Below are 23823 nucleotides of genomic sequence, written 5' to 3'. Positions count from 1 at the left end.
GATGCCGAAGGGGCAGCCGGTCGCCGTACCGGAGGACGGCCTCACCACCCGCCAGCGGCGCAACCGGCCGCTGCTGATGGTGCACACCGGCGAGATGAAGGGCAAGTCGACGGCCGCGTTCGGGATGGCGCTGCGGGCCTGGAACCAGGGCTGGAATCTCGGGGTCTTCCAGTTCGTGAAGAGCGCTAAGTGGAAGGTCGGCGAGGAGGGTGCGTTCAAGGCGCTCGGTCAGTTGCACGAGGCAACTGGTCAGGGCGGCCCGGTGGAGTGGCACAAGATGGGCGAGGGCTGGAGCTGGTCGCGCAAGGCCGGCACCGAGGAGGACCACGCCGCCGACGCGCTCGAGGGGTGGCGCGAGATCCAGCGCCGGCTGTCCGCCGAGACGCATGATCTGTACGTCCTGGACGAGTTCACCTACCCGATGAAATGGGGCTGGGTCGACATCGACGAGGTGGTCGACACGCTCGTCGACCGCCCTGGGCATCAGTACGTCGTGATCACCGGTCGCGACGCCCATCCGAAGCTTCTCGAGGCTGCCGACCTCGCCGCCGAGATGACCAAGCTGAAGCACCCGATGGACGCCGGCCAGAAGGGCCAGAAGGGCATCGAGTGGTGATTCCGCGGGTAGTGGTTGCGGCGCCGTCCTCCGGGGCGGGGAAGACGACGGTCGCGGTCGGGCTGATGGCGGCATTGCGCCGGGCCGGGCAGGTGGTCGCCGGGTTCAAGGTCGGGCCGGACTACATCGACCCCGGGTTCCACGCGGTCGCCACCGGGCGGCCGGGGCGCAACCTCGATCCGATGCTGTCGGGGGAGGAGCGGGTCGGGCCGTTGTTCGCACACGGTTCCGCGGGGGCCGACCTCGCCGTGATCGAGGGTGTGATGGGCCTGTACGACGGTGCGCTCGGCACGGAAGGGTTCTCGTCGACGGCGCACGTCGCGAAGCTGCTGAAGGCGCCGGTCGTGCTCGTGGTGGACGCATCCGCGGCCGGCCGCAGCGTCGGCGCCGTGGTCCAAGGTTTCGTTGCCTTCGACACCGAGGTCCGCATCGTCGGGGTGATCCTCAACAAGGTCGGCTCCGATCGCCACGAGACCGAGGTCCGCGCAGGCATCGCCCCCACCGGCGTACCGGTCCTCGGCGTCCTCCGCCGCGACCCCCGCCTGACCGTCCCCAGCCGCCACCTCGGCCTCGTCCCCGCCAACGAACAACGCGACCAAGCCGAAAACGCCGTTGACGCCGCCGCCGAACTGGTCCACCAAGGCGTAGACCTGGCAGCCTTCGTAGCCGCAGCCCGAGCCGCTGTGCGCCATCCGGCCACCGCTTGGGACCCGAACGAGGAGCTCGCCGGCCTCGAGGCGCCGAGCGCCGCGTCGCGCCGCTCCGGAGCGGCCGGAGAGGTGCCTCAGGTCCGGCGACCAGTGGTTGCGGTCGCGGGTGGGCCCGTCTTCTCCTTCCGCTACACGGAGACCACAGAGCTGCTCACGGCCGCAGGCGCGGACGTTGCGATCTTCGACCCACTGGCAGACACGTTGCCTGAGGCAACTTCCGCGGTGTACCTCGGCGGGGGCTTCCCGGAGTTGCATGCGGAGGCCCTGTCTGCCAACACCAAGCTCCGCGAACAGGTCGCCGCCGAAATAGCCGCCGGTCTGCCGGTGATCGCCGAGTGTGCCGGTCTGCTCTACCTTTGCCGGGAACTCGACGGCCACCCGATGACCGGCGTACTCCCGGCCACCGGCCGCATGACCAGCCGCCTGACCCTCGGCTACCGCACCGCGATCGCCGCGACCACCACTGCGTTCTTCGACGAAGGGCGACGGGTCCACGGCCACGAGTTCCACCGCACCACGCTCGACCTCGACGCCGACGTACCTCCCGCCTGGCACCTCCCGAGCGGCACAGAAGGCGTCGCGCTGCCGCACGTGCACGCGTCGTACCTGCACCTGCACTGGACCGCCACCCCCGACGTACCGGCCCGCCTCGTCGCCGCGGCCCGGAACCACCGACCATGAGCCTCGTCGTGGGAGTCGGCCTCCGCGCCAACACGTCGTACGGCGAGCTCCGCGCCCTGGTCGACGACGCACTGGAAGAAGCCGGCCCAGGCAAGGTGCAACTGGTCCTCACCGTCACCAGCCGCGAAGCCGAGCCGGCCCTAATCCGTCTTGCCGCCGACCTCAATGCCGATCTCCGAGCCCTCCCGGCCGCTGAGTTGGCAGAACACCCGGCGCCCAACCCCAGCCCGCAGGTCGAGCACCTGACAGGTACTCCGAGCGTCGCCGAAGCAGCCGTCCTCGCCGCCGGCGCCGAGCTCATCGTCCGCAAACGCCGCTCCGCCAACGCGACCGCGGCCGTCGGCCGGCTCCCCGCACCCGGCTACGAACAGGCGGACCGCGACGTCGTGCACCGCGTGATCGCCGAGCGACGCGACGTACGACGCGGTTTCCTCGACCTCCCGATCGACAACGAACTCCTCACCAGAGTCCTGGAAGCGGCCCATCGAGCCCCGAGCGTTGGCTTGAGCCAGCCGTGGGACTTCCTCGTGATCCGCGACCTCGCGACCCGCCGGAAGGTGCACGACCTCGCGACCGCGCAGCGGGACGCGTTCGCGGCATCTCTCCCGGACGACCGCCGGGCGAAGTTCGACGGATTGAAGATCGAGGCGATCCTCGACACCCCGCTGAACATCGCGGTGACGTGCGACCCCGGCCGCGGCGGGCGGCACGTCCTCGGCCGGCACGCGGATCCGCGGACGACCTGGTTCTCCGCCGCGATCGCGATCCAGAACCTCTGGCTCGCCGCGCGGGCCGAAGGGCTCGGCGTCGGCTGGGTCTCTTTCTTCGAGCCGGCCGAAGTCGCGAACGTCCTCGACCTCCCCGCACACATCGAGCTGGTCGGATACCTCTGCGTCGGGTACGTCGAGGAGTTCGCCGCGGCGCCGGAGCTGGTGCGTTCCGGCTGGGCCAAGCGCAGGCCGCTGGAGTGGGCGATCCACCACGAGGAATGGGGCCGGCGCGACGCGTCGATCGTCGACGACGCGATCCAGGCCGGGCAGAACGCAGTACCGGCCGCCGGTCAGCGTGTCCGACTGATCGTCGGCGGTGACGCGACAGATCTACAGGAAGCGGATGCGCTCGTTGTGGATCTGCGGGAGGACAAGCCAAGAGCCGGCTTCGGGGTGCTGTGGCGGCCCGCGCGTACGCCGGTCGAGGCCGTCGAGTTCGGCGTCGAGATCGCCCGCGACCTTGCGCTGCAAGGCGTCGGCCAGCTCGTCGTACAGGTCGAAGAACCCTCGGAGCGCGCCGAGGCACTGGCCCGCGGACTGAAGGTCGGTGCGTCGGCCTGTGGTCTGACACACTCCTCCGCATGACAGCCGAACCGCCCATGTATGTGCCTGCGTTCGCGATGAAGCAGCGGGTGACTCTGATGGCGAACAAGTACGAGTTGATCGCCACCAACCCGGACGGGAGCGATGGACCGCTGCTCGCGTTCGCGCAGCAGAAGCGGATGGCGTTCAAGGAGCAGGTGACGTTCTACGCCGACGACACCAAGACCCGGCCGGTCTTCTCGTTCAAGGCGCGCAAGACGATCGACCTCGGTTCGGGGTACGACGTGACCGACGCCGACGGCCAGGCGATCGGCTGGTTCAAGAAGGAGTTCGGGAAGAGCCTGCTGCGGTCCAGCTGGCAGCTCAGCGCGCCTGGCGTGGACGCGAGCGGCACCGAACGCAACCCGACCATCGCGATCCTGCGCCGGGTCTGGGACTTCGTGCCGTTCATCGGCGAGGTCCCGCTGCCGTTCATCTTCCATTTCGACTTCACCGAGGCGAACTCCGGCCGGCCGGTGCTGTCGGTGGAGCGGAAGATGTCGGTCCGGGACCGCTACCGGATCACCGTCCAGGACCAGCGCCTGGACTTCCGCGTCGCCGCCGCGATGACCGTGGCGCTCGACGCTCTGCAGTCACGCTGAGTCCTGTCTGAGTCCGCGGCGTACGACCAGGGTCGTACGCCGGACTCACTCTTTCGGGTGAACCTACCCTGAGGGCACTTGGTTCCGTCCGCGTGCGGTGCGACGCTGTACTCATGGGTGTAGCGCAGCGCAGTCGACGGTGGTTGGTTCCGGTCACGACAGTCGCGGTGGTGGCAGGTGTGGGGGCACTCGGGCCAGTGGTCGCGGATGCCTCACCGAAGCTGCCGAGCATCACCGCGCAGGATCTGCTCGCCAAGGTGCAGACCGCGAAGGTGGACGGCCTGAGTGGCACGGTCCGCGCGGACGCGGACCTCGGCCTGCCCGCGATCCCCGGCATGGCCCCCGGCAGCCGGGAGCTGACCGACCTGCTGAGCGGACAGCACACCGCGCGAGTCGCGTTCGCTACCCCGGACAAGGCCCGGGTCTCGCTGATCGACAATCAGGCCGAGCAGCTCTGGACCACCGACGGTACGTCGGCGTGGGCGTACGACTCGTCCAAGCGTGAGGCCACGAAGCTGACCCTGCCGGCGCACAAGACCGCCAAGCCGGAGAAGGCCCTGCCCGAGTCGTATGACCCGCAGTCGGTCGCCAAGCAGTTCCTCGACGCGATCGACCCGACCACCACGGTCCAGGTCAGCGGCACCGAGAAGGTCGCCGGCCGGGACGCGTACAAGCTGCGCCTGGTGCCGAAGACCGAGAAGACGACCGTTGGCTCGGTGACCCTGGCGATCGACTCCAAGACCTGGGTCCCGCTGGACGTGACCGTGATGCCGCGCACCGGCAACGACCCGGCGGTCGAGCTGGGCTTCACGTCGGTGTCGTTCGACGTACCGTCGGCGAGCTCCTTCACCTTCACCCCGCCGAAGGGCGTGAAGGTCACCGACCAGAAGGTGCCGGCCACCCGCGAGCGTCCGCACAGCGTGCCGCCGCAGCTGGTCAAGCCGACCAAGCCCGGTGCGGCGCAGGCGGACAAGAAGCCGACCGTCATCGGCACGGGCTGGGACAGCGTCGCGATGATTCGCGGAGCCAACACCGCCGGCCTGGCGTCGAGCCCGTCGGCCGGTCCGCTCGCCCAACTGCTGGCGAAGGCGCCCACCGTGCAGGGCTCGTGGGGCAAGGGCAAGGTGCTGACGACAAAGATGGTGAGCGCACTGATCACCGACGACGGCAGGGTCTTCGTCGGCCTGGTCACCCCGGACACCCTGCAGGCCGCCGCAGCGAAGGCCCCCCGCTGACCGTGAGCGCTCCGGTCGTCACCCGAGGGCTGACCAAACGTTTCCACGGCGGGCAGGTGGCGGTGGACGCGGTCGACCTCGAGGTGCCGGCCGGGAGTGTGTACGGCTTCCTCGGCCCGAACGGGTCGGGGAAGACCACGACGATCCGGATGCTGCTCGGCCTGATCGCGCCGACGTCCGGTGAGGTCGAGCTGCTCGGCGAGCCGATGCCGAAGGCACACCTGCGGGTCCTTCCGCGGGTCGGAGCGCTGGTCGAGGGACCGGCGTTCTACCCGTTCTGGACCGGCCAGGCGAATCTGCTCCGCTTCGACGCCGCCGACCGCACCGCCGACCCGACGACCCGCAAGGCCCGCGCCGGAGAGGCGCTGGAGCGCGTCGGCCTCTCGAACGCGGCCGGCAAGAAGGTCCGCGCCTACTCGTTGGGTATGCGCCAGCGGCTCGCGATCGCGGTCGCTCTGATGCAACGGCGCGAGCTGCTCGTGCTGGACGAGCCGACCAACGGCCTCGACCCGCAGGGCACCCGCGAGGTGCGGCACCTGATCCGCGACCTGGCCAGTGACGGGACGACGGTCTTCACCTCGACCCACCTGCTCGCCGAGGTCGAGCAGGTCTGCACGCACGCCGCGATCATGAACCGCGGCAACCTGCTCAGGCAGTCCACGGTCGCGGATCTCCGGGCCGAGCTCCGCCCACGACTGGTCGTGCGTACGCCGGACCTCGGAGCGGCGGCCGACACGCTGCAAGGCCTGGGCGTGACCGAGCTGAAGACGACCGAGGAGACCGTCGAGGGCGATCCTGGCGAGCTGCCGATCGAGAAGTTCGCGGCTGCGCTGGTCGCGGCCGACGTACGCATCCACGGCTTCGGACTGGAGCGTCCGAGCCTGGAGGACACGTTCGTGGCACTCACCGGGGAGGGCTTCGATGTCGCCGAGTGAAGCGACCCCGGAGGTCACAGAGGTCGCCGCCACCAGGCCGAGTGCCGGGCGGCACACCGTGGCGCTGTTCCTGTCCGAGCTCAGGCTGGTGTTCGGACGTGCGCGGACGCAGGTGGGGCTCGGGGTACTGGCCGCCGTCCCGCTGCTGATCGGGATCGCGATCAGGCTCTCCGGGAACGACGGGGGTACCGAGGGGTTCATCGGCCAGGTCGCCGGCAACGGACTGTTCCTGATCGTCGCCAGCCTCGGCCTGTCGCTGCCGTTCTTCCTGCCGACCGCGGTCACCGTCATCTCGGGGGAGTCGCTGGCCGGCGAGGCCAGTCTCGGCACACTGCGTAACCTGCTGACGGCACCGGCCGGCCGATCCCGGCTGCTCGCGGCCAAGATGGTCTCGCTCACGGTCTTCTGCCTGGTCGCGACGATGACGATCTGGGTGTCCGGGCTGATCGTCGGCTTCATCCTGTTCCCGGTCGGCGACGTACTCCTGCTCTCCGGCTCGACCGTCTCCCTCGGCGAGGGGCTGCTCCGGGCACTCGCGATCGCCCTGGTGATCTCGCTGTCACTGCTCGGGCTGGCCGCGATCGGCCTGTTCGTCTCGTCGCTGACCTCGACCCCGCTGGCGGCGATGGCGGCGACGTTCGGCACGTTCATCGTGCTCGGCATCATGACCGCGATCCCGCAGCTGCACGCGATCCATCCGTGGCTGCTGATGTACCGCTGGCAGTCGTTCGCCGACGTGCTCCGCGACCCGCCGTACTGGCACGACATCGGCCGCAACCTGCTCCTCCAGGCCGGTTACGTCGCCGTGTTCTACACCGCCGCGTGGGCCCGGATCACGAGCCGCGACATAACTTAGTGACGCGTACGGGACACTAGGCCGAGTGAGAGCCGATCTCGTCACTGCCCTGCGCTGCCCGGTCTGTGCCGACGGGCTGACTCTGGACGGCCGTGCTGCGCGCTGTCCGCGCGGGCACGCGTACGACCTGGCCAAGCAGGGCTACCTGAATCTGTTGCCCGCGGCCTCGAACGGCATCGAAGGCGACTCGGCCGCGATGGTCGGCGCCCGCACGGTCTTCCTCGGCACCGGGCACTACGCGCCGATCCGCGACGCGCTGATCCTCGCCGCCGGCCTCGGCGAGGACGACCTGGTCGTGGAGGTCGGCGCTGGCACCGGCTACTACTTGTCGGGCGTCCTCGGCCTGGCTCCGCAGCGACGTGGGATCGCCCTGGACGTGTCGAAGTTCGCCGCCCGCCGTGCGGCGAAGGTCGATCCGCGGATCGCTTCCGTGGTGTGCGACGCCTGGCAGGAGCTGCCGCTGCTCGACGGATCGGCCCAGCTGCTGCTGAACGTGTTCGCCCCGCGCAACGCCGCGGAGATGGCCCGGGTCCTCGCCCCCACCGGTCGCCTGCTCGTCGTCACCCCGAACCAGCAGCATCTCGCCGAGCTGGTCGGCGTACTAGGGCTGGTAACCGTCGACGAGGAGAAGGAACGGCGGCTGCAGGAGTCGCTTGCGGGTGAGTTCGAGCGGATCGGCAGCGAGGTCGTCGAGGAGACGATGCCGCTCGACCGGACGGCTGTGGAGCAGTTGGTGCTGATGACGCCGAGCGCGCGGCACGTGAACTACCGCGAGCTGCTGCAGCAGCTCGCGATGCTCCCGGAGCCCGTGATCGTCACGCTGTCCGTCACGCTCTCGACGTGGCGGACGCTCACCACTCACTAACCACCCGTCGCGCAGACGGCGCACGCTCAGCGTCGCTTGCAGCGGGCCACCAGGCGGCCGTTAGTGAGTGCTGGCGGTCAGGCGGCCTTGCCAACCAGTTCGCGGCCGACAACGGTGCCGTGGTTCTCGGCCTCCACATGCGCCTCGGACTCCGAGACCTTGGAGGCGTCGATCAGCTCCTCCATGCCCGGGGTGACCGGGGCCAGGGTGAGCTCGGCGGCGGCGGTCCGGATGTTCATCCCGAAGATGTCGGCGAAGACCCGCTCCAGGTACGGCGTGGCGTGGTCCCAGCCGTGCTTCGGCGTACCCGGGGCGTAGCCGCCGCCACGGGCGATCGCGAAGATCGCCGGCCGGCCGACGAGCGGACGGGAGCCGAAGGCGAGGTCCCGGTCCATCAGCAGCAGGTCGATCCAGGTCTTCACGTTCTGGGCGATGCCGTAGTTGTACAGCGGTACGGCGAGCAGGATCGCGTCGGCGTTGCGAGCCTCGGCGGCCAGCTCGGCGGCGATCGCCTGGGCGTCGGCGAGCGGCATCCGGTCGGCATCGGCGACCGGCTCCTGGCCCACCTGGGCCGCGGCGAGGGTCGGCCACACGGTCGCAGGAAGCGGGTGCTGGCCGAGGTCCCGCCGTACCACCACACCGTCCGGGTGCTCCGCCTTCCAGGCGGCCTCCGCGCTGTCCGCCAGGGCGCGGGACACCGAACCGTCCAGCCGGATGCTGGCGTCGACGCGTAGCAGGGTGCTCATCAGTTCTGTCTCCATCGAGTTGAGGGGGCGTGCTCATGTTGAGCTGTCTCGAAGATAATCTGTTGAGCAGAACATATTCAAGTCAGATCGTATTCCGGGTGGCGTACACCACGTACGATGGGGACATGTCCAGCACTTCGCCTGAGGTAGCGACCCGGGCCGCCCGTGGGGTCGAGCCGTCGGTCGCCAGTGGCGCGCCGGTGGAGGCCGACCTCGGCTGGGCGCTGGGCGTCGTCTTCCGGCGGTACGCGAAGGCGTCCGCGGCGGCCCTCGAGGGCCTGCCCGGCGGCCCGCGGGGGTACCAGGTGCTCGCGACGACGAGCTCCGAGGGCCCGAAGCGGCAGCTCGACCTGGCCGCGCAGCTCGGCGTCGACCGGACCGTGATGACCTATCTGCTCGACGACCTGGAGCAGGCGGGCCTCGTGCAGCGCCGGCCAGACCCGGCGGATCGTCGCGCGCGGCTGATCGCGCCGACCGACCAGGGCGTCGAGGCCCTGTGCGACCTGGAGCGACGCCTGCGCAGCACCGAGGAGGAGGTGCTGGGCACCTTGGACGAGTCCGAGCGCGCCAGCTTCCGGATGCTCCTGCAGCGCGTGGCGATGAAGGCCAACGCGATCGACCCGCTGCACAACGCGTGCGCTCTGGCCGAAACGGACGACCCCGCCAGCACCTAGGGTCCGCCAGCTAGTGCAGCGGCACGAAGCCTGACTCGTAAGCGCGGATGACCGCCTGGGTGCGGTCGCGTGCGTTGAGCTTGGAGAGCACGTTGGCGACGTGGGTCTTGACCGTCTGCAGACCGAGGATGAGCTCCGCGGCGATCTCGGCGTTCGACAGACCGCGCGCCATCAACCGAAGGACCTCCTGCTCCCGCTCGGTCAGCTGGTACTCCTCCAGGCCGCTCGGCGCTTGCGGTCCTACGTGGGCGATCGCCAACGCCCGGATCGCCTCCGGGAACAGCAGCGACTCGCTCCGCGCGACAGTGCGGATCGCCGCGACGATGTCGTCCGGCGGGGTCCGCTTCAGCAGGAACCCGGACGCGCCGGCGCGCAGCGCGTCGTACACGTAGTCGTCGTTCTCGAACGTCGTGACGACCAGCACGCGCGGCGCCGGGTCGAGGTGCTCCAGCAGCAGCCGGGTCGCCTGGATGCCGTCCACCGCGGGCATCCGGACATCCATCAGTACGACGTCGGCGCCGGTACGACGAACCAGCGGGAGCACCTCCGCGCCGTCACCGGCTTCGCCGACGACCGTGAGGTCGGGCTCGGCATTGATGATGGCCCGCAGCCCGCTCCGGATCAGCGGCTCGTCGTCGACCACGACCACCGACAGATTCATGTCACCCCTTCGTCGTCATGCTGACGGGCAGGCGGACGGCCAGGCGCCAGGCCTGCCCGTCGTCCTCCGCGACCGGACCCGCGTCCACCGTGCCGCGCAGTACGGCGACCCTTTCACGGATCCCGGCCAGACCGCGGCCGCCACCCGACTGATCTGACTTGCCGCTGAGGGGATTGCTGACCGGGTTGGTGACGGCCAGCCGCAGCCCCGAGGTGTCCAGCCGGATCGACAGGTCCACCGCCAGCTCACCGGCCGGGCGTCCGGCGTGCCGGATCGCGTTGGTCAGACCCTCCTGGACGATCCGGTACGCCTCCCGGGAGACAGCTGCCGGCAGCTGGTCCAGATCGCCCGACCGCTCGACCTCGATCGTGATCCCGCCGGCCCGGGTTGCCTCGACCAGCCGGTCCAGACCGCCGAGCGTGGCCTGCGGTGTGGTGCGGGAGCCCGGCCGACGGTCGTCGCGGAGCAGGCCGAGCACATGGTCGAGATCGGCGAGCGCTGCCCGGGCGGACGTCTCCATCGCGGCCAGCGCGGTCTCGGCGAAGTCCGGGTCGCTGGACAGCACCCGGCGCGCGGCCGCCGCCTGGATGGTGACCAGGCTGAGCGCGTGCCCGACGCTGTCGTGCAGCTCCCGGGCCAGACGGTTGCGCTCGGCAAGCGTTGCGGTCTGTTGCTCGAGCAGCTCGATCCGCTCCGCCGCGGTCGGACCGAGGACGCGCGGTGCGAGGTACGCGAGCAACGCACCGACCGACGCGGAGAGCAGGAACAGCCCTGCGAGACCGCCGATAGTGGCCGCAGGCATCCAAAGGTCGGTCCAGTTGCCCCGGATGTCGTACGACAGCCCCGGCACGATGTCGCGGGAGCCGGCCGAGCGGAACGGCGCCGCCAGCCAGATCGCGCCGACGCCGAAGACGATCGTGCTGATGATCCCGACCACGCCGCCGGCGACCAGGTGCAGGCAGAACCAGGCCACGGTGCGGCGGCGCTGCGGCCAGGTCCGCGCCGGGCCGAGCGGACGCTCGTCGAACCGCACCGCGAGCAGCGACTCGACCGCGATGCCCTCCACCTCCCGGACGGCCGGCAGCAGGCCGAGCACGACCGGCGGCACCAGTCCCAGCAGCACCCAGAGGATGCCGGTGGCAACTTTCGGCAGGCCGAGGTCGGCGATCACCGCGCCGAGCGCGCTGTCCACCAGGATGAACGCGAGCACCAGCGCCGAGCCGAGCAGCAGGTAGACCCAGCGCAGGTACGTCGACGTACGCCACAGGCTCCCGATCGCCGGCCACAGCCGTCGTGCCACTGCTTTCACCGTCACATCGTGTCAAAGCCGGGCGAGCCTTACCTCCCTCGGTGGAGTGAGTGCGGGGAAACCCCTGCGTCCGGCCCCGGGGGAGTGGGCTGGGTCACCAAGAAGTTGAGGTTTACGCAAATTTGACGGTGCGCGGCCGGGTTCTGGCCCCGAGGGCGTCGCGATCTGGTGCTCGGACAGGTACGGTCTGTGGTCGGGGCGGGTGCCTGCCCGGCTACGGACAGGTATGGGGAACGGCTCCAGGACGGGTGGCCAGCATGCTCTGCGAGGACCCGGCACGGCGGACGTCAATTCGCCGTGAAGACCCCGCGGGCGAATTGACCACCTTTCCATATTTGATGTTTGATCAAATATCGGACGAGAGAGGTCGATATGAGGTTGAGGCGTTCCGTCATCGCGCTGATGGCGGTCCTGGGGCTCGCCCTGGTCAGTGCGTGCAATGGTGACGACAGCGGTGGCAAGCAGGCCGACAACGGGCTGCAGAAGGTCAACTACCTGACGTCGTTCAACACCTTCGGCCGCGAGGCGTACGCGTACGTCGCGCTGGACAAGGGATACTTCAAGGACGCCGGCTTCGACGTCAAGATCACCCCCGGGTCGGGCACCGTCGACGTGATGAAGCTGGTGGCCGGCGGTCAGGCCGACTACGGCATCGGCGACTTCACCGCGACCGTGATCACCCTCGGCAAGCAGAAGCTGCCGGTCACCACGGTCGGCATGATCCACCAGCGTTCGATGGCCGCGATCATGTCGCTCGACGGTCTGGGCATCAACAAGCCGACGGACCTGGTCGGCAAGACCATCGGCGACCAGCCGGGCTCGACCAACACCGTCATGTTCCCGGTCTACGCGAACGCGGTGCACATCGACCCGAAGTCGGTCACGTTCCTCCCGTCGCCGCCGCCGGCGCTGCCGAACCTGCTGGCCTCGGGCAAGGTCCAGGGCATCGGCCAGTTCGTGGTCGGTGAGCCGCTGATCGCGAAGGCCGACAAGAAGCAGCGCAAGGTCATCACGCTGCCGTACGGCGACGTGCTGCCGGAGCTGTACGGCAACGCGATCATCACCCGGTCGGACCTGGCCAAGGACCACCCGGACCAGGTGAAGAAGTTCACCGGCGCGCTGCTCAAGGGTCTGCAGGACACCTACGACAACCCGGCCGCCGCGGCCGCGATCCTGAAGAAGTACGTGCCGGGCACCGACCTCGACGTCGCCACCAAAGAGCTGACGATCATGCAGAAGTACATCAAGCCGGTCGGCTTCGACGGGCCGCTGGGCGAGGTCACGCTCGAGCGGGTGCAGAAGGTCATCGGGCTGCTGGAGCAGTCGAAGGCGATGCCGGTCGGTTCGGTCAAGCCCGAGGACGTCGTCACCATGAGCCTGGCTCCGAAGAGCTAGGGGTGTCTGACCACTGATGATTCGCCTGGACGGCGTAGGGCAGGTCTTCGACGGACGCGAGGGCCGGGTGACGGCCCTCGACAAGATCGACCTGCACGTCCGCGGCGGTGAGTTCGTCACGCTGATCGGCCGGTCCGGATGTGGCAAGTCCACTCTGCTCCGGCTGATCGCGGGACTCTTGCCGCCGACCTCCGGCACGGTCGAGGTGGCGGGGGATCCCGTCACCGGACCGCGCCGCGACGTCTCCTTCATGTTCCAGCGGCCGGCCCTGCTGCCGTGGCGGTCGGTGCTGTCGAACGTGATGCTTCCGGTGGAGATCGACAAGGGTGCCGGCCGCGGCAAGGCGGCGTACCGGGACCGCGCCCACGAGTTGCTGGAGCTGGTCGGGCTGCAGGGGTTCGAGGGGCGGCTGCCGCACGAACTGTCCGGTGGCATGCAGCAGCGGGTGTCGCTGTGCCGGTCGCTGATCCGCGACCCGCAGGTGATGCTGATGGACGAGCCGTTCTCCGCGCTCGACGCGCTCACCCGGACCGAGCTGTCCGAGGAGCTGCAGCGGATCAAGATGGAGTTGTCCACCACGATCGTGTTCGTCACGCACTCGATCGAGGAGGCCGTCGTGCTCGCCGACCGGGTGGTCGTGCTGACCCCCCGGCCGGGCCGGATGCGGGAGGTCGTCGACATCGACATCCCGAGGCCGCGCAGCCTCGGCCAGAACGCGCACATCACCGAGGTCGCCTCGATCAGCGCCCGGCTGCACGCGCTGCTGGCCGAGAAGGTCGAGGCGCGGCCGGTGGACGAGGTACGGCGATGACCAAGCGATCCTGGCTGACCAACTCCACCGCGGCCGCCGTACTGCTGCCGGTCATCGGTCTGGCGGCGACGATCGGGCTGTGGTGGGGCGCGACCGTCGCGTTCTCGATCGCACCGTACCTGCTGCCGAGTCCGTGGGACGTGGTGGTCAAGTTCTTCGACCAGCCGGGCATCCTGCTGTCGGAGACCGGGACGTCGCTGCTGGAGACGATCGAGGGTTTCCTGCTCGCGATCGTGATCGGGGTGCCGATCGCGGTGGTGATCGTCCGGTCGGTGGTCCTCGAGCGGCTGGTGTACCCGCTGCTGCTGATGGTGAACTCGATCCCGAAGGTCGCGGTCGCGCCGCTGCTGGTGGTGTGGATGGGCTTCGGTCAGTGGCCGAAGGTCGTGATGGTGCTGCTGATGTGCTTCTTCCCGATCGTCATCTCGACCGCGCAGGGGATGAAGTCGACGCCGACCGAGCTGGTCGAGCTGATGCGGTCGCTGGACGCGAGCCGGCCGCAGGAGTTCTTCAAGCTCCGGCTGCGGTACGCGATGCCGCAGATCTTCACCGGGCTCAAGGTGGCGATCTCGCTGGCGGTGATCGGTTCGGTGATCTCCGAGTTCGTTGGCGCCACCAAGGGACTCGGGTACGTGATCCAGCAGTCCGGCGCGAGCGCCGACACCACGCTGGCGTTCGCCGCGATCATGCTCCTCAGCGTGATGAGCATCCTCTTGTTCTACGGCTTGGTGCTACTCGAGCACCTGCTGCTCCCTTGGGCCCAGGAGAAGCGGTGACTCTACTGATGCCACGCCTCGGGCGCGGCGAGTCATCGGGCTTCTGCTCCCGTCCTTCCCTCGTCGCTCCGGTCGCTTCGCTCCCTCCGCTCCTCGGTCCAGGACGGGAGGCCCGATGACCGCACAGGCTTCCGACGCGGACAGACGCGTGCTGGTTCGGCCGGACTGGTTGCAGGCGACGGTTTCGGCTGTCTTCACGGCGGTCGGGTTCGAGCCGGAGGACGCGGACAAGATCGCCGCGGCGCTGGTCGAGGCGGACCTGCGCGGAGTCAGCTCGCACGGCGTGATGCTGGTCCCGATGTACGTCGAACGCCTGAACGCCGGCGGGGTGACCCGGGACAACGAGCTCGACATCCTGTACGACGCCGGCGCCGCGATGGTCGCGGACGCCCGTGGCGGGATGGGGCAGCTGTCCAGCCCGCAGGCGATGGGGCACGCGATCGAGCGCGCCGGCCGGTACGGCATCGGCCTGGTCTCGGTCCGCAACGCGCACCACTTCGGCGCGGCCAGCCGCTGGGCCATGCAGGCCGGCCAGGCGGGGTGTATCGGTATCGCGATGTCGAACACCACCCCGCTGATGCCGGCGCCGGGCGGCGCCGAGCGGATCGTCGGCAACAACCCGCTGGCGATCGCGGTACCGACCAAGGCCGGCGTGGAGATCGTGCTGGACATGGCGCTCTCGGCGGTTGCCCTCGGCAAGATCCGGCTGGCGGCCTCGGCCGGGCGGCCGATCCCCGACACCTGGGCCACCGACGCGTCGGGCACACCGACCACGGACCCGGAGGAGGCCGTGCTCGGCATGCTGCTGCCGGCCGCCGGGCACAAGGGCTTCGGGCTGGCGTTGATGATCGACGTGCTCACCGGCGTACTGAGCGGCGGCGGGTGGGGCGACCAGGTCCGCCCGCTGTACCGGGAGCCGGACCGGCCGAACGACTGCGCCCACCTGTTCCTGGCGATCGACCCGGAGCTGATGGGCGGCGTGGAGAGTTTCCGCCTGCGCTCGTCCGGCCTGGCGGCGCGGGTCCGCGGGAGCGCGACGGCTCCGGGCGTGAACCGGCTGCATCTGCCGGGCGAGATCGAGGCCGAGCGTGCGGCGCACCAGCGCCGGCACGGTGTGCTGATCGAGCGGTCGGGACTGGACGGGCTGCTGGAGGCGGCACGTGCGGTAGGCGCCGTCGTACCGGCGGGAGGGGTGTTGAGCTGATGGGGAAGACACAGGTTTCGACCGAGGCGCTGCGCAGCCCGAACGGGGTGTTCTCGCAGGCCACGACGATCGAGGCGACCGGGCGGCTGGTGTTCGTGTCCGGGATGACCGCCCGGGAGCCGGACGGCGGCATCGTCGGAGTCGGGGACGTCCGGGCACAGACCAGGCAGGTGTGCGAGAACGTGAAGGCGGCGGTCGAGGCGGCCGGCGGCACGCTCGCGGACGTCTGCCGGGTGGATGTGTACGTGCGCAACATGGAGGACTTCGCCAAGATCCACGAGATCCGGGCGCAGTACTTCACCGAGCCGCTGCCGGCGTCGACCATGGTCGAGGTCAGCAAGCTCGCACATCCCGACTACCTGATCGAGATCAACGCGATCGCCGTGATCCCATGATCGAGCGCAGCGAGGACGTGGACGAGTGAGGGGTGAACTTCATGCGTGGCGTCGAGTGGACCTGAGATGAAGTACGCGATGGTGGACCACGTCGGGCGCGAGATGCCTGGCGTGGTCGTCACGCGCTCCGACAGCCTCGGCGAGCTGCGCAACACAGTGACGCGAGCATGAGCGGGCCGCTGGAATTGCTGCCGGGTGGCGGCAAGGGTGGACGTCGTACCCTCGCCGAGCACGCGGCCGCGGAGTTGCACCAACTGATCCTGTCCGGCGAGCTGCCGAGCGGTACGCCGCTGCGGCTGGTGGAGCTGGCCGGGCGGCTCGAGATGAGCCAGATGCCGGTGCGTGAAGGACTCCGGCGGCTCGAGGCGCTCGGGCTGGTCGAGATCATCCCGCACCGCGGCGCATGGGTGCGAGACCTGTCCTTGTCGGATCTGCGGGACACGCACGAGACCAGACTGGCGCTGGAGAGTCTCGCAGTACGGGCGGCTGCGGCACGGTTCACCGAGGACGACCTTACGAAGGCAGCCGCCGCTTTGGCCGAGCATCTGCGTCTGTCGCGGGCAGAGGAGTCTGCGGGCGCCCGCGACGCCCATGCGGAGTTCCACTTCGCGATCTATCGGGCCAGCGGTTCACAGTGGTTGCCGCGGGCTATCGAGCCGGTCTGGCAGAACAGCGAGCGCTACCGGTTCGGGAGCCGGCCGACGGCGTACCTGATCGAGAAGAGCCGGCAGGAGCATCAGGCGATCCTGGATGCGTGCGTCGCGCAGGACCCGGACGCGGCCGAGCGGGCGTTGCGCAGCCACCTGGCCGGTGCGTTCCAGCGGATCACCGAGACGATGACGTCGAAGCAGAAGGAGACGTCATGAAGGTGAGCTTCGACGCGACCGGTGAGGTCGTCGTCATCACAGGTGGAGCGCGGGGCATCGGTGCGGCGCTGGCTCATGCAGTCAACGCCGCCGGTGGTACTGCGGTCGTCTTCGACGTCACGCCGCCTGCTGACGGTGTCGAGTACGTCGAGGTGGACGTAGCGGACCGGTCCGCGGTCCACGCCGCTGTCGCCGGCGTACTGGAGCGGTACGGGCAGATCGACGGACTGGTCGCCGGTGCGGCTGTGCAGCCGCGGTCGACGGTACTGGAGATGGACCGGGCCGAGTGGACGCGCACGCTGCAGGTGAACCTCGACGGCGTGGTCTGGGCGTGTCAGGCCGTCGTGCCGCACATGGTCGGGCGCCAGTCCGGTTCGGTGGTCGTGTTCACGTCTGGGATGGCATCGACGGGGCACGCGGGCGCGGCGGCGTACACGTCGAGCAAGGCGGCGCTGGTGGCGTTCGCGAAGTCGTTGGCGGTGGAGGTGGCCGGCGACCGGGTCCGGGTGAACGTGGTCGCGCCAGGGGTGATCGACACCGAGCAGTTCCGCAGTGCGAACGCCGGTGCCGAGCGGGACCACTGGCACGACACCATAGGTATCGGCGACCCCGACGACGTGGTCGGGCCGCTGCTGTTCCTGTTGTCCGACGCGGCCGCGATGACCGGGTCGGTGCTGACCCGGGAACGTGCCTTTGCCAAGCTCACAAGCTTTATCTAGCTGCCCGGAGTGAACGAGTGAACCAACTGCCTGTTGCCGTGGTGGGTGCCGGACCGATCGGTCTGACCACCGCGCTCGGTCTCGCGCATTACGGCATCCCGTACGTGCTGCTGGAGGAGGACGCCGTCCTGTCGTCCGACACCAAAGCCGGCACGACGCTCAGCCGCACGCTGGAGATCTGGAACCGGTACGGCGCGGTCGACCGCATCCTCGGCGCCGCGCTGCGCATCGACGAGATCGGTGACATCGACCGCGCGACGAACACCCCGCGCGCCTCGGTGCAGCTGTCCGAGCTGGCGAACGACACGCAGTTCCCCTTCGTCATCAACCTGCCGCAGCAGAAGATGGAGCCGCTACTGGCCGCGGCGCTGCCAGAGCCGGTGCTGACGCAGCGCCGGCTGACCTCGTTCGAAGTATGTGACGACCGCGTCGTGCTGCAGTTGGAGACACCGGACGGTCCGCAGGAGCTGGAGGCGTCGTACCTGCTGGCCTGTGACGGCGGGCGTTCGCGGATCCGCGATGCGCTCGGGGTGAAGGTGGTCGGGGAGACGCTGCCCGAGCGGTACATGCTGATCGACGTCGTGGTGGACCTGGACGTCGACAACGCCAGGGACTACCCGTACCTCGCGTACTTCGCCGACAAGTCCGAGTGGATGGTGCTGATCCGGCAGCCCGACAACTGGCGGTTCCTGTTCCCGCTGGCGCCCGGCGCCGACGCGCCGGACGACGAGGACCTGCTGGTGAAGGTGAAGCAGTTCATCGGCGAGGTGGATCGCATCGAACTGATGGGCTCGGTCGTCTACAACGTCCACCACCGGGTCGCCGAGCAGTGGACCAAGGACCGCAAGGTGTTCCTGATGGGCGATGCGGCCCACCTCATCACGCCGATGTGGGCACTCGGCCTGAACACCGGTGCGCTGGACGCGTCCAACCTGCCGTGGCGGCTGGCCTGGGTACTGCGTGGCTGGGCCGACCCGTCCTTGCTGGACGGGTACGAGCAGGAGCAGCGGCCGGTGGCGATCGAGGGCTCGGGCGAGATGGCCGAGGCGGCGCGGAAGTACATGTCGTTCCAGCAGGGTGCTGTCACCGCGGGAACGAGCGACTGGGCAACGGCGTACACGCGAACGCTGCTCAGCGTGCGGCTGGACGTGGACGGCTCCGGTGACTGGTCGATGGTTGCCACCTCGGCCGAGCCGCCTGCCGTGCGTGCCGGCGACCGGGCCCCGGACCTGGTGCTGCAGAGCCCGACCGGTCGCGTGACGATCCACGACCTGTGCCGGGACTCGTTCGTCGCCCTGTACTTCACCGACGTCCGCCGGCGCCCCGAGATCCCGGTGAACGAATCGCCTGCGCTGCAGCACTATGCGGTGTCCCGGTGGGACGCGCCGCACGACTCCGGCCTGCGGGACCGTGCGCTGTTCGATCCCGGCAGCGTTGCCACCAAGCGGTACGGCGTACCGCCGGAGACCGTGGTTCTGCTCCGTCCGGACGGACATGTGGCTGCGGTGGCCCCGATGGGTACTGGTGTTGCGGAGGAGCTCTACAGCCGCATCACTGGTCGGGAGGTGCCATGACCGGTTTTGACCAGCCGCTGCGGGAGATCCTGCTGCAGACCGACGACCTGGAGTGGGTGGAGAAGTCGCTGGACGGCTTGTCCCACAAGATGCTGTGGCGGGACCCGGAGACCGAGGCCTCGATCGCTCTCGTGCGCTTCGAGCAGGGCTCGGGTATCCCGTCCGAGCACAAGCACGCGTCGAACCAGTTCATGTTCTGCCTGTCCGGCCGGTACGTGTACCTGCCGACCGGGACGACGCTGACCAAGGGCAGCTTCTACTGGAACCCCAAGGGTGTCGTGCACGGCCCGACGCGGGCCGAGGAGACCTCCGTGCTGCTGGAGGTGTACGACGGGCCGCACTACCCGGAGCGGCCGGACTTCTACGACAACGACGAGGACGCCCGCTGACATGGCCGGTTGGGACGTCCACACCCACCTGATCCCGCCGACCGTGCTGTCGGCGGCGCACCGGGGTGAGTTCGGCCTGTCCGTCGACAACGGTTCGCTGGTGGTCGACGGGCAGCGTCTGCCGATGAGTCGGCTCGCCGACCCGGCCGCCCTGCTGTACTGGATCGCCGAGCAGTCGTTGGACGGCGCCGTGGTCTCCGTCCCACCGCCCCTCTTCCGGTACGACGCCGGAGTCGAGTGGGCCGAGCTGGTGAATCAGGGGCTTCGCGAGCTCGCCACACCCCAACTGCGCGTACTGGCGCACCTGCCGCTGCTGGACCCGGCCGCGCCGTCGGTGGCCGCCGGTCTGGCCGGCGAGGGCGTCTTCAGCGGGTTCGCACTGGGTACGCCGAGCTACGCCGGGCTGGATCCGGTCTGGAAGGTGCTCGACGGGCTGGACGCGTTCACACTGATTCATCCCAGCAGCAGTGACGACAAGCGGCTTGATTCGTTCTACCTGTCGAACCTGTTGGGGAATCCGTACGAGACCGGAGTGGCCGCGGCTTCGCTCGTCTTCGCGGACGTGCCGGGCCGCTTCCCGGGGATCCGGTTCTGTTTGTGCCATGGGGGTGGTGTGACGGCAGCCGTCGCCGGACGGTGGCAGCGCGGGATCGACACGGACCGGCCCGGGATCGAGCCGGTGTCGTTGCCGGTGATCGACGCGCTGCGCCGGTTCTACGTCGACGATCTGGTGCACGACGACGCCGTACTGGAATTGCTGAACGAGACGTTCGGGCCCGAGCGGGTGCTGGCCGGGAGTGACTGGCCGTTCCCGATGGGCAGCGACGGGGTGTCCGCCGCGCGGTCCGCGACGGTCGAGGCGTTGACGCGGCCGCTGGCGAAGGAGGTCGCCGCGTGGTGAGACGGGTGTTCTGTCTGGTCGAGGGTGTGATCAGATATCAAATCGTGAACGGGGATGAGGCGTGAGTACACGGGGGACTGTCTTGTACAGTCACGGGCCGGGTGAACAGCTGAAGGCCGAAGAGGTCGAGCTGTCCGCCGGTCCGGGTGAGACGTTGGTGGAGATGCGGCTGGCTGCGGTGACTCCGCAGGACCGGTCGACACTGGCCGGTAAGCAGCCGTCGGCGCCGTTCGTGCCGGGCTCTGAAGGGGCCGGCGTGGTCCTCAGCTCAGACGCCGTCGAAGCCGGAACGGTTGTCGTCGTCCGGGGCGAAGGTGTCGGCGTGACGAGGCCTGGCGTCTGGGGTCGGTACGCCGTCGTGCCGGATGCCGCCGTACATCGGCTGCCGTCGTCGCTTGAGCCGGGAACTGCGCTGACGCTGCTGACGCAGGCGTTGACCGCACACACCGCAGTACGACGCGTTGCCGGCGTACTGCCCGGCGAGACCGTGGTGGTCACCGGAGTGAACAATCTGCTCGGGCGGATGTGCGCTGCGATCGCACGGTCGGCTGGTGCGTCGAGGGTGATCGGACTGGTGTCCATGGAGGCGGCTGTCGATGCCGCAACGGCGCTGGTTGACCAGATCGTCCGGGTAGACGGTTTGGGACAGGTTGGTCGGGAGCTGCAGTGGTGTGACGCTGCGATCGACACCATGGGCGGTCCGGTGACCGGTGGAGTGCTGGGGCATATCGCTCCGGGCGGCCGGATCGCAGTCCTCGGTTACAAGGCCGGTGAGTTCACCACGATCGATCTGCATCAGCTGATCGGCCGTGACCTGCGGGTGCTGCCGGTGAACCTGCAGCGGACTGCTCTGACACCGGATGCGGTCGGACAGGCACTCGCCGATATCGCAGCGGCGTCGTGGCGAGCGGAGTACGACGTGGTGCCCGCGGACCGGATCGGTGAGGCGCTGGATCGGCAAGCCGGGCGAGCGTTGCTGGACCTGACCGCGTTGCGGCTGGCCTAGACCACTCGTATTTGTTGGGGTTCAGCTGAGCAATCCGTCGTCGAAGGCCCTCAGAAACCCGCTCGGCGGCTACGGTACCTCCAGAGCTGAATAGGAGAGAGGCAGCCCGCTACTGATGATCCGACGACTCGAGCTCACGCCTGGGGGGCCGACCGGCCGTCGTACGCTCGCCGAGGAAGCTGCCGCCGAGCTGCACGAGCTCATCCTGTCCGGTGAGCTTCCGAGCGGTACCGCGCTGCGGCTCGAGGAGCTCGCCAAACGGCTGGACATGAGCCAGATGCCGATCCGGGAAGGGCTGCGCCGGATGGCCGCGCTCGGACTGGTCGAGATCGTCCCGCACAAGGGCGCCTGGGTCCGCGAGCTGTCGATAGAGGACCTGCGCGACACCCACGCGACCCGGCTGGCATTGGAGTCGCTGGCCGTGCGGGCGGCCGCGACGCGGTTCTCCGATACCGACGCGTCGACCGCACGGGACGCACTGGCCGAGCATGTCCGGTTGTCGAAGCTGGGTGACAACATCGCGTCCCGGCAGGCGCACACCGAGTTCCACTTCGCCATCTACCGGGCCGGCGGTTCACGGTGGCTGCCGCGAGCGATCGAGCCGGTCTGGCAGAACAGCGAGCGCTACCGGTTCGGCTCCCGGCAGACCAAGGCCCGCATCGAGCAGACCCGTCGGGAGCACCAGGCGATCCTCGACGCGTGCGTCGCGCACGACGAGGAGGGCGCGGAGGCCGCGCTGCGCGAACACCTGGAAGGTGCGATGCAGCGCATCACCGAGACGATGGAGCGTCGCTCGGCCAAGCCGTGAGCTCTTCGAACCGGTCTTGCCGCCAGCCCGTTGCGTCGAAGACCGCTCGGAGTAACAGGCCGTCGCTGCCGGCCCGGTGCACGCCGATCAGCTCTTCGAGCGGTTTGCTGCCCAACCCGTCGTAGTACTCGTCAAGTGCCTGCCGCCTGCGCTGCTCGGATCCTCCGCTGATCTCCTCGAGCGGTACGTCGCATCCAGTGACGTGTCCCGACCCGATCTGCTGACCTGGTGCGAGTCGCTGGACCAGCGCCTCACCCGCACGGACGTCGTGCGCTCTGACGCGGGCACCCAGCGTGCGGCAATGGCCGTGCTGGAGTGCTCGCTGGACCGCTTGTGAGATGGCGATGTGGTCCGGGTGACCGGTGAGTCCGTCTTGGCCCACAGTGAGGATGAGCTCTGGCTCGAGCTCGCGGACCGCTCTCTCGACCTCCGCGGCTAGGTCGGCCGGTGACGCCGCGGCCAGCGTCCGTGGGCCGTTGTGGCCGCCGTCGTCGATCCACTGGTCCGCTGCGCCGAGCCAGCCCCACTCGTCGATCCCGAGCAGCGCACACGAGTTGGTGAGGTGGTCCGCCGCTCCGTGCATCCCGGCGGTGGCGACGCGCAGTACGACGTACCAGCCCTGCTCGCTCAGGACGGAGGTGGCGGCGCCGGTCGCGAACACCTCGTCGTCCGGGTGTGCGTGGACGACGAGCGCCGTAGGCATCAGTCAGCCAGGTGGGCCGGGAAGCCGCCGGTGGCGATCGGGCTCCAGCGCTCAGGGGTGATGCGGATCAGGCACTTGCCCTGCTTCACCATCGCCTCGCGGTACTCGTCCCAGTCCGGGTGTTCGCCGGAGATCGCACGGTAGTAGTCGACCAGCGGCTCGACCGCGTCCGGCAGCTCGATCACCTCACCGCTGCCGTCCACCTGCACCCAGGCGCCGTTCCACTCGTCCGACAGCACGACCACGCCGGCCTTGCCGGACCGCTTCACGTTGGTGGCCTTGGCCCGCTCCGGGTACGACGAGATGACGATCCGGCCCTCGCCGTCGACACCACCGGACACAGGCGATGCCTGCGCCGTTCCGTCCGCGCGGTACGCGATCAGCAGCATGTGATGACGAGGCCGCACGAACTCCAGCAGCCCGTCCAGGTCGACCTTGGTGTTGGTAGCAATAGTCCTCGGCATGCTGCCCACCCTATGCGTCCGGCTGGAGGTCCGACGGGGTGAGGAGGTGTTCCAGCTCGTCGTCGGTGCGCTGGTTGATGAGGTGCTTCAGGCGCTGTGCCTGGGCGGTCGCCGGAAGCACGCCGGACAGCAGGTCGGGGAGGAGGAGCTCGTAGCCGGCGCGGGCGCGTGGGGTGTAGCGGTTCCGGGTCCGGGCCACGGCTGAGGACACGCGGATCGCATGCTCGTTGCCCGGAGGTACGCCGGGACGGTCTGTCTCCTGTGCCGCGAAGCGGAAGCCGTTCGCCCGGTCGCAGCTTGCGCAGCCCTCGTCGCCGGCGCCGAGGGTGGAACCGCAGTCCGGGCAGGTCAGCTGGTTGAGCGCTCCGTCCACGACCCGCCAGTCGAACTCCGAGGTGTCCTGGAGCACGACCTCGGCCAGTTCGCGCGCCTCCGCCGTACCCCGGCCGACGCCCGAACCGGCGCAGAAACTGTCCCAGGCGGCGTCGATACTGTCCTCGATCTGTGCCAGCGCGGTGGTGAACCGAGGGTGTTCGACGCGTCGCATGTCTCGGACTCTAACCAGATCAC

27 protein-coding genes are annotated in these 23823 nt (G+C 69.3%); 21 read left to right on the top strand and 6 right to left on the bottom strand.

Translation table 11 applies throughout. From position 1 onward, the window contains the following. The first annotated feature begins 1 nt into the window (after window position 1). The 8 genes from cobO (at window position 2) to ACIA58_RS11975 (ending at window position 7852) form a co-directional block, all read left to right on the top strand. The gene (gene cobO, locus ACIA58_RS12010; protein ID WP_396403644.1) at window positions 2-616 is read left to right on the top strand and encodes a cob(I)yrinic acid a,c-diamide adenosyltransferase; all 615 of its coding nucleotides are present in this window, start codon (window positions 2-4) and stop codon (window positions 614-616) included. Continuing rightward, on the top strand, window positions 613-2007 hold the full coding sequence (locus ACIA58_RS12005) for a cobyrinate a,c-diamide synthase (RefSeq protein WP_396403643.1): 1395 nt from the start codon (window positions 613-615) through the stop codon (window positions 2005-2007). Before cobO ends, ACIA58_RS12005 begins: the two co-directional genes overlap by 4 nt. Next, entirely contained in the window at window positions 2004-3362 is a 1359-nt protein-coding gene (bluB, locus tag ACIA58_RS12000) for a 5,6-dimethylbenzimidazole synthase (protein ID WP_396403642.1), read from the top strand. The genes ACIA58_RS12005 and bluB overlap by 4 nt, the downstream gene beginning before the upstream one ends. Then, a complete protein-coding gene (locus ACIA58_RS11995; protein WP_396403641.1) occupies window positions 3359-3961 on the top strand; it encodes a hypothetical protein in 603 nt (200 codons plus the stop codon). The genes bluB and ACIA58_RS11995 overlap by 4 nt, the downstream gene beginning before the upstream one ends. Before the next feature lie 113 nt (window positions 3962-4074). Further along, window positions 4075-5196 (top strand): outer membrane lipoprotein carrier protein LolA, encoded by a 1122-nt coding sequence (locus ACIA58_RS11990; protein ID WP_396403640.1) that lies wholly within the window; start codon window positions 4075-4077, stop codon window positions 5194-5196. Between the two features lie 2 nt (window positions 5197-5198). Further along, the gene (locus ACIA58_RS11985; protein WP_396403639.1) at window positions 5199-6131 is read left to right on the top strand and encodes an ATP-binding cassette domain-containing protein; all 933 of its coding nucleotides are present in this window, start codon (window positions 5199-5201) and stop codon (window positions 6129-6131) included. Next, window positions 6118-6987, top strand: a complete 870-nt coding sequence (locus ACIA58_RS11980) for an ABC transporter permease (RefSeq protein WP_396403638.1) — start codon at window positions 6118-6120, stop codon at window positions 6985-6987. The genes ACIA58_RS11985 and ACIA58_RS11980 overlap by 14 nt, the downstream gene beginning before the upstream one ends. 25 nt (window positions 6988-7012) lie before the next feature. After that, window positions 7013-7852, top strand: coding sequence for a putative RNA methyltransferase (locus tag ACIA58_RS11975; protein WP_396403637.1), 840 nt, complete (start codon window positions 7013-7015; stop codon window positions 7850-7852). A 77-nt stretch (window positions 7853-7929) separates the two neighbouring features. Here the strand turns inward: ACIA58_RS11975 and ACIA58_RS11970 are convergent, their stop codons facing one another. Next, window positions 7930-8598 carry an FMN-dependent NADH-azoreductase gene (locus ACIA58_RS11970; protein ID WP_396403636.1) on the bottom strand — a complete coding sequence of 223 codons (669 nt, stop codon included), beginning with the start codon at window positions 8596-8598 and terminating at the stop codon, window positions 7930-7932. 125 nt (window positions 8599-8723) lie between these two features. Between ACIA58_RS11970 and ACIA58_RS11965 the strand changes: the two genes are divergently transcribed. Beyond that, the gene (locus ACIA58_RS11965) at window positions 8724-9272 is read left to right on the top strand and encodes a MarR family winged helix-turn-helix transcriptional regulator (RefSeq protein ID WP_396403635.1); all 549 of its coding nucleotides are present in this window, start codon (window positions 8724-8726) and stop codon (window positions 9270-9272) included. A 10-nt stretch (window positions 9273-9282) separates the two neighbouring features. Here the strand turns inward: ACIA58_RS11965 and ACIA58_RS11960 are convergent, their stop codons facing one another. Together ACIA58_RS11960 and ACIA58_RS11955 are read right to left on the bottom strand one after the other, a co-directional pair. Further along, window positions 9283-9933, bottom strand: a complete 651-nt coding sequence (locus ACIA58_RS11960; protein WP_396403634.1) for a response regulator — start codon at window positions 9931-9933, stop codon at window positions 9283-9285. Window position 9934: 1 nt separating this feature from the next. Then, the gene (locus ACIA58_RS11955; RefSeq protein WP_396403633.1) at window positions 9935-11242 is read right to left on the bottom strand and encodes a sensor histidine kinase; all 1308 of its coding nucleotides are present in this window, start codon (window positions 11240-11242) and stop codon (window positions 9935-9937) included. A 372-nt stretch (window positions 11243-11614) separates the two neighbouring features. Here ACIA58_RS11955 and ACIA58_RS11950 point away from each other — a divergent pair, with 372 nt between their 5' ends. The 12 genes from ACIA58_RS11950 to ACIA58_RS11895 all read left to right on the top strand — a co-directional run bounded on the left by ACIA58_RS11950 (window position 11615) and on the right by ACIA58_RS11895 (window position 22086). Further along, entirely contained in the window at window positions 11615-12637 is a 1023-nt protein-coding gene (locus ACIA58_RS11950) for an ABC transporter substrate-binding protein (protein ID WP_396403632.1), read from the top strand. Window positions 12638-12653: 16 nt separating this feature from the next. Next, complete coding sequence (locus ACIA58_RS11945; RefSeq protein ID WP_396403631.1) at window positions 12654-13448, top strand: ABC transporter ATP-binding protein; 795 nt, start codon at window positions 12654-12656, stop codon at window positions 13446-13448. After that, window positions 13445-14224 (top strand): ABC transporter permease, encoded by a 780-nt coding sequence (locus tag ACIA58_RS11940; RefSeq protein ID WP_396403630.1) that lies wholly within the window; start codon window positions 13445-13447, stop codon window positions 14222-14224. Before ACIA58_RS11945 ends, ACIA58_RS11940 begins: the two co-directional genes overlap by 4 nt. A gap of 115 nt (window positions 14225-14339) precedes the next feature. Further along, window positions 14340-15428: an Ldh family oxidoreductase gene (locus tag ACIA58_RS11935; RefSeq protein ID WP_396403629.1), complete on the top strand. Its 1089-nt coding sequence runs from the start codon at window positions 14340-14342 to the stop codon at window positions 15426-15428. Beyond that, complete coding sequence (locus tag ACIA58_RS11930; protein WP_396403628.1) at window positions 15428-15823, top strand: RidA family protein; 396 nt, start codon at window positions 15428-15430, stop codon at window positions 15821-15823. Before ACIA58_RS11935 ends, ACIA58_RS11930 begins: the two co-directional genes overlap by 1 nt. Window positions 15824-15990: 167 nt before the next feature. Beyond that, entirely contained in the window at window positions 15991-16689 is a 699-nt protein-coding gene (locus tag ACIA58_RS11925; RefSeq protein ID WP_396403627.1) for a GntR family transcriptional regulator, read from the top strand. After that, window positions 16686-17408, top strand: a complete 723-nt coding sequence (locus ACIA58_RS11920; RefSeq protein WP_396403626.1) for an SDR family NAD(P)-dependent oxidoreductase — start codon at window positions 16686-16688, stop codon at window positions 17406-17408. The genes ACIA58_RS11925 and ACIA58_RS11920 overlap by 4 nt, the downstream gene beginning before the upstream one ends. A gap of 17 nt (window positions 17409-17425) precedes the next feature. Then, complete coding sequence (locus ACIA58_RS11915; protein WP_396403625.1) at window positions 17426-18982, top strand: FAD-dependent monooxygenase; 1557 nt, start codon at window positions 17426-17428, stop codon at window positions 18980-18982. Next, a complete protein-coding gene (locus ACIA58_RS11910; protein ID WP_396403624.1) occupies window positions 18979-19371 on the top strand; it encodes a cupin domain-containing protein in 393 nt (130 codons plus the stop codon). The genes ACIA58_RS11915 and ACIA58_RS11910 overlap by 4 nt, the downstream gene beginning before the upstream one ends. Before the next feature lies 1 nt (window position 19372). Then, the gene (locus ACIA58_RS11905; protein ID WP_396403623.1) at window positions 19373-20272 is read left to right on the top strand and encodes an amidohydrolase family protein; all 900 of its coding nucleotides are present in this window, start codon (window positions 19373-19375) and stop codon (window positions 20270-20272) included. Between the two features lie 61 nt (window positions 20273-20333). Next, entirely contained in the window at window positions 20334-21278 is a 945-nt protein-coding gene (locus tag ACIA58_RS11900) for a zinc-binding alcohol dehydrogenase family protein (RefSeq protein ID WP_396403622.1), read from the top strand. A gap of 115 nt (window positions 21279-21393) precedes the next feature. Continuing rightward, a complete protein-coding gene (locus ACIA58_RS11895) occupies window positions 21394-22086 on the top strand; it encodes a GntR family transcriptional regulator (RefSeq protein ID WP_396403621.1) in 693 nt (230 codons plus the stop codon). On the opposite strand, the gene ACIA58_RS11890 is transcribed toward ACIA58_RS11895, so the two are convergent. The 3 genes from ACIA58_RS11890 to ACIA58_RS11880 are packed head-to-tail and all read right to left on the bottom strand — an operon-like array spanning window position 22049 to window position 23800. Then, window positions 22049-22789, bottom strand: coding sequence for a PIG-L family deacetylase (locus ACIA58_RS11890; protein WP_396403620.1), 741 nt, complete (start codon window positions 22787-22789; stop codon window positions 22049-22051). The genes ACIA58_RS11895 and ACIA58_RS11890 overlap by 38 nt on opposite strands. Continuing rightward, window positions 22789-23253, bottom strand: coding sequence for a PPOX class F420-dependent oxidoreductase (locus ACIA58_RS11885; RefSeq protein WP_396403619.1), 465 nt, complete (start codon window positions 23251-23253; stop codon window positions 22789-22791). The genes ACIA58_RS11890 and ACIA58_RS11885 overlap by 1 nt, the downstream gene beginning before the upstream one ends. Window positions 23254-23263: 10 nt before the next feature. Then, window positions 23264-23800 carry a hypothetical protein gene (locus tag ACIA58_RS11880; protein WP_396403618.1) on the bottom strand — a complete coding sequence of 179 codons (537 nt, stop codon included), beginning with the start codon at window positions 23798-23800 and terminating at the stop codon, window positions 23264-23266. Window positions 23801-23823 lie beyond the last annotated feature (23 nt).

Origin of the sequence: Kribbella sp. NPDC051586 (genome assembly GCF_044453965.1) — a bacterium.
Classification (GTDB): Bacteria; Actinomycetota; Actinomycetes; order Propionibacteriales; family Kribbellaceae; genus Kribbella.
The sequence above is the reverse complement of the archived record's forward strand: the minus strand, read 5'-3'. Positions and strand labels throughout refer to the sequence as shown.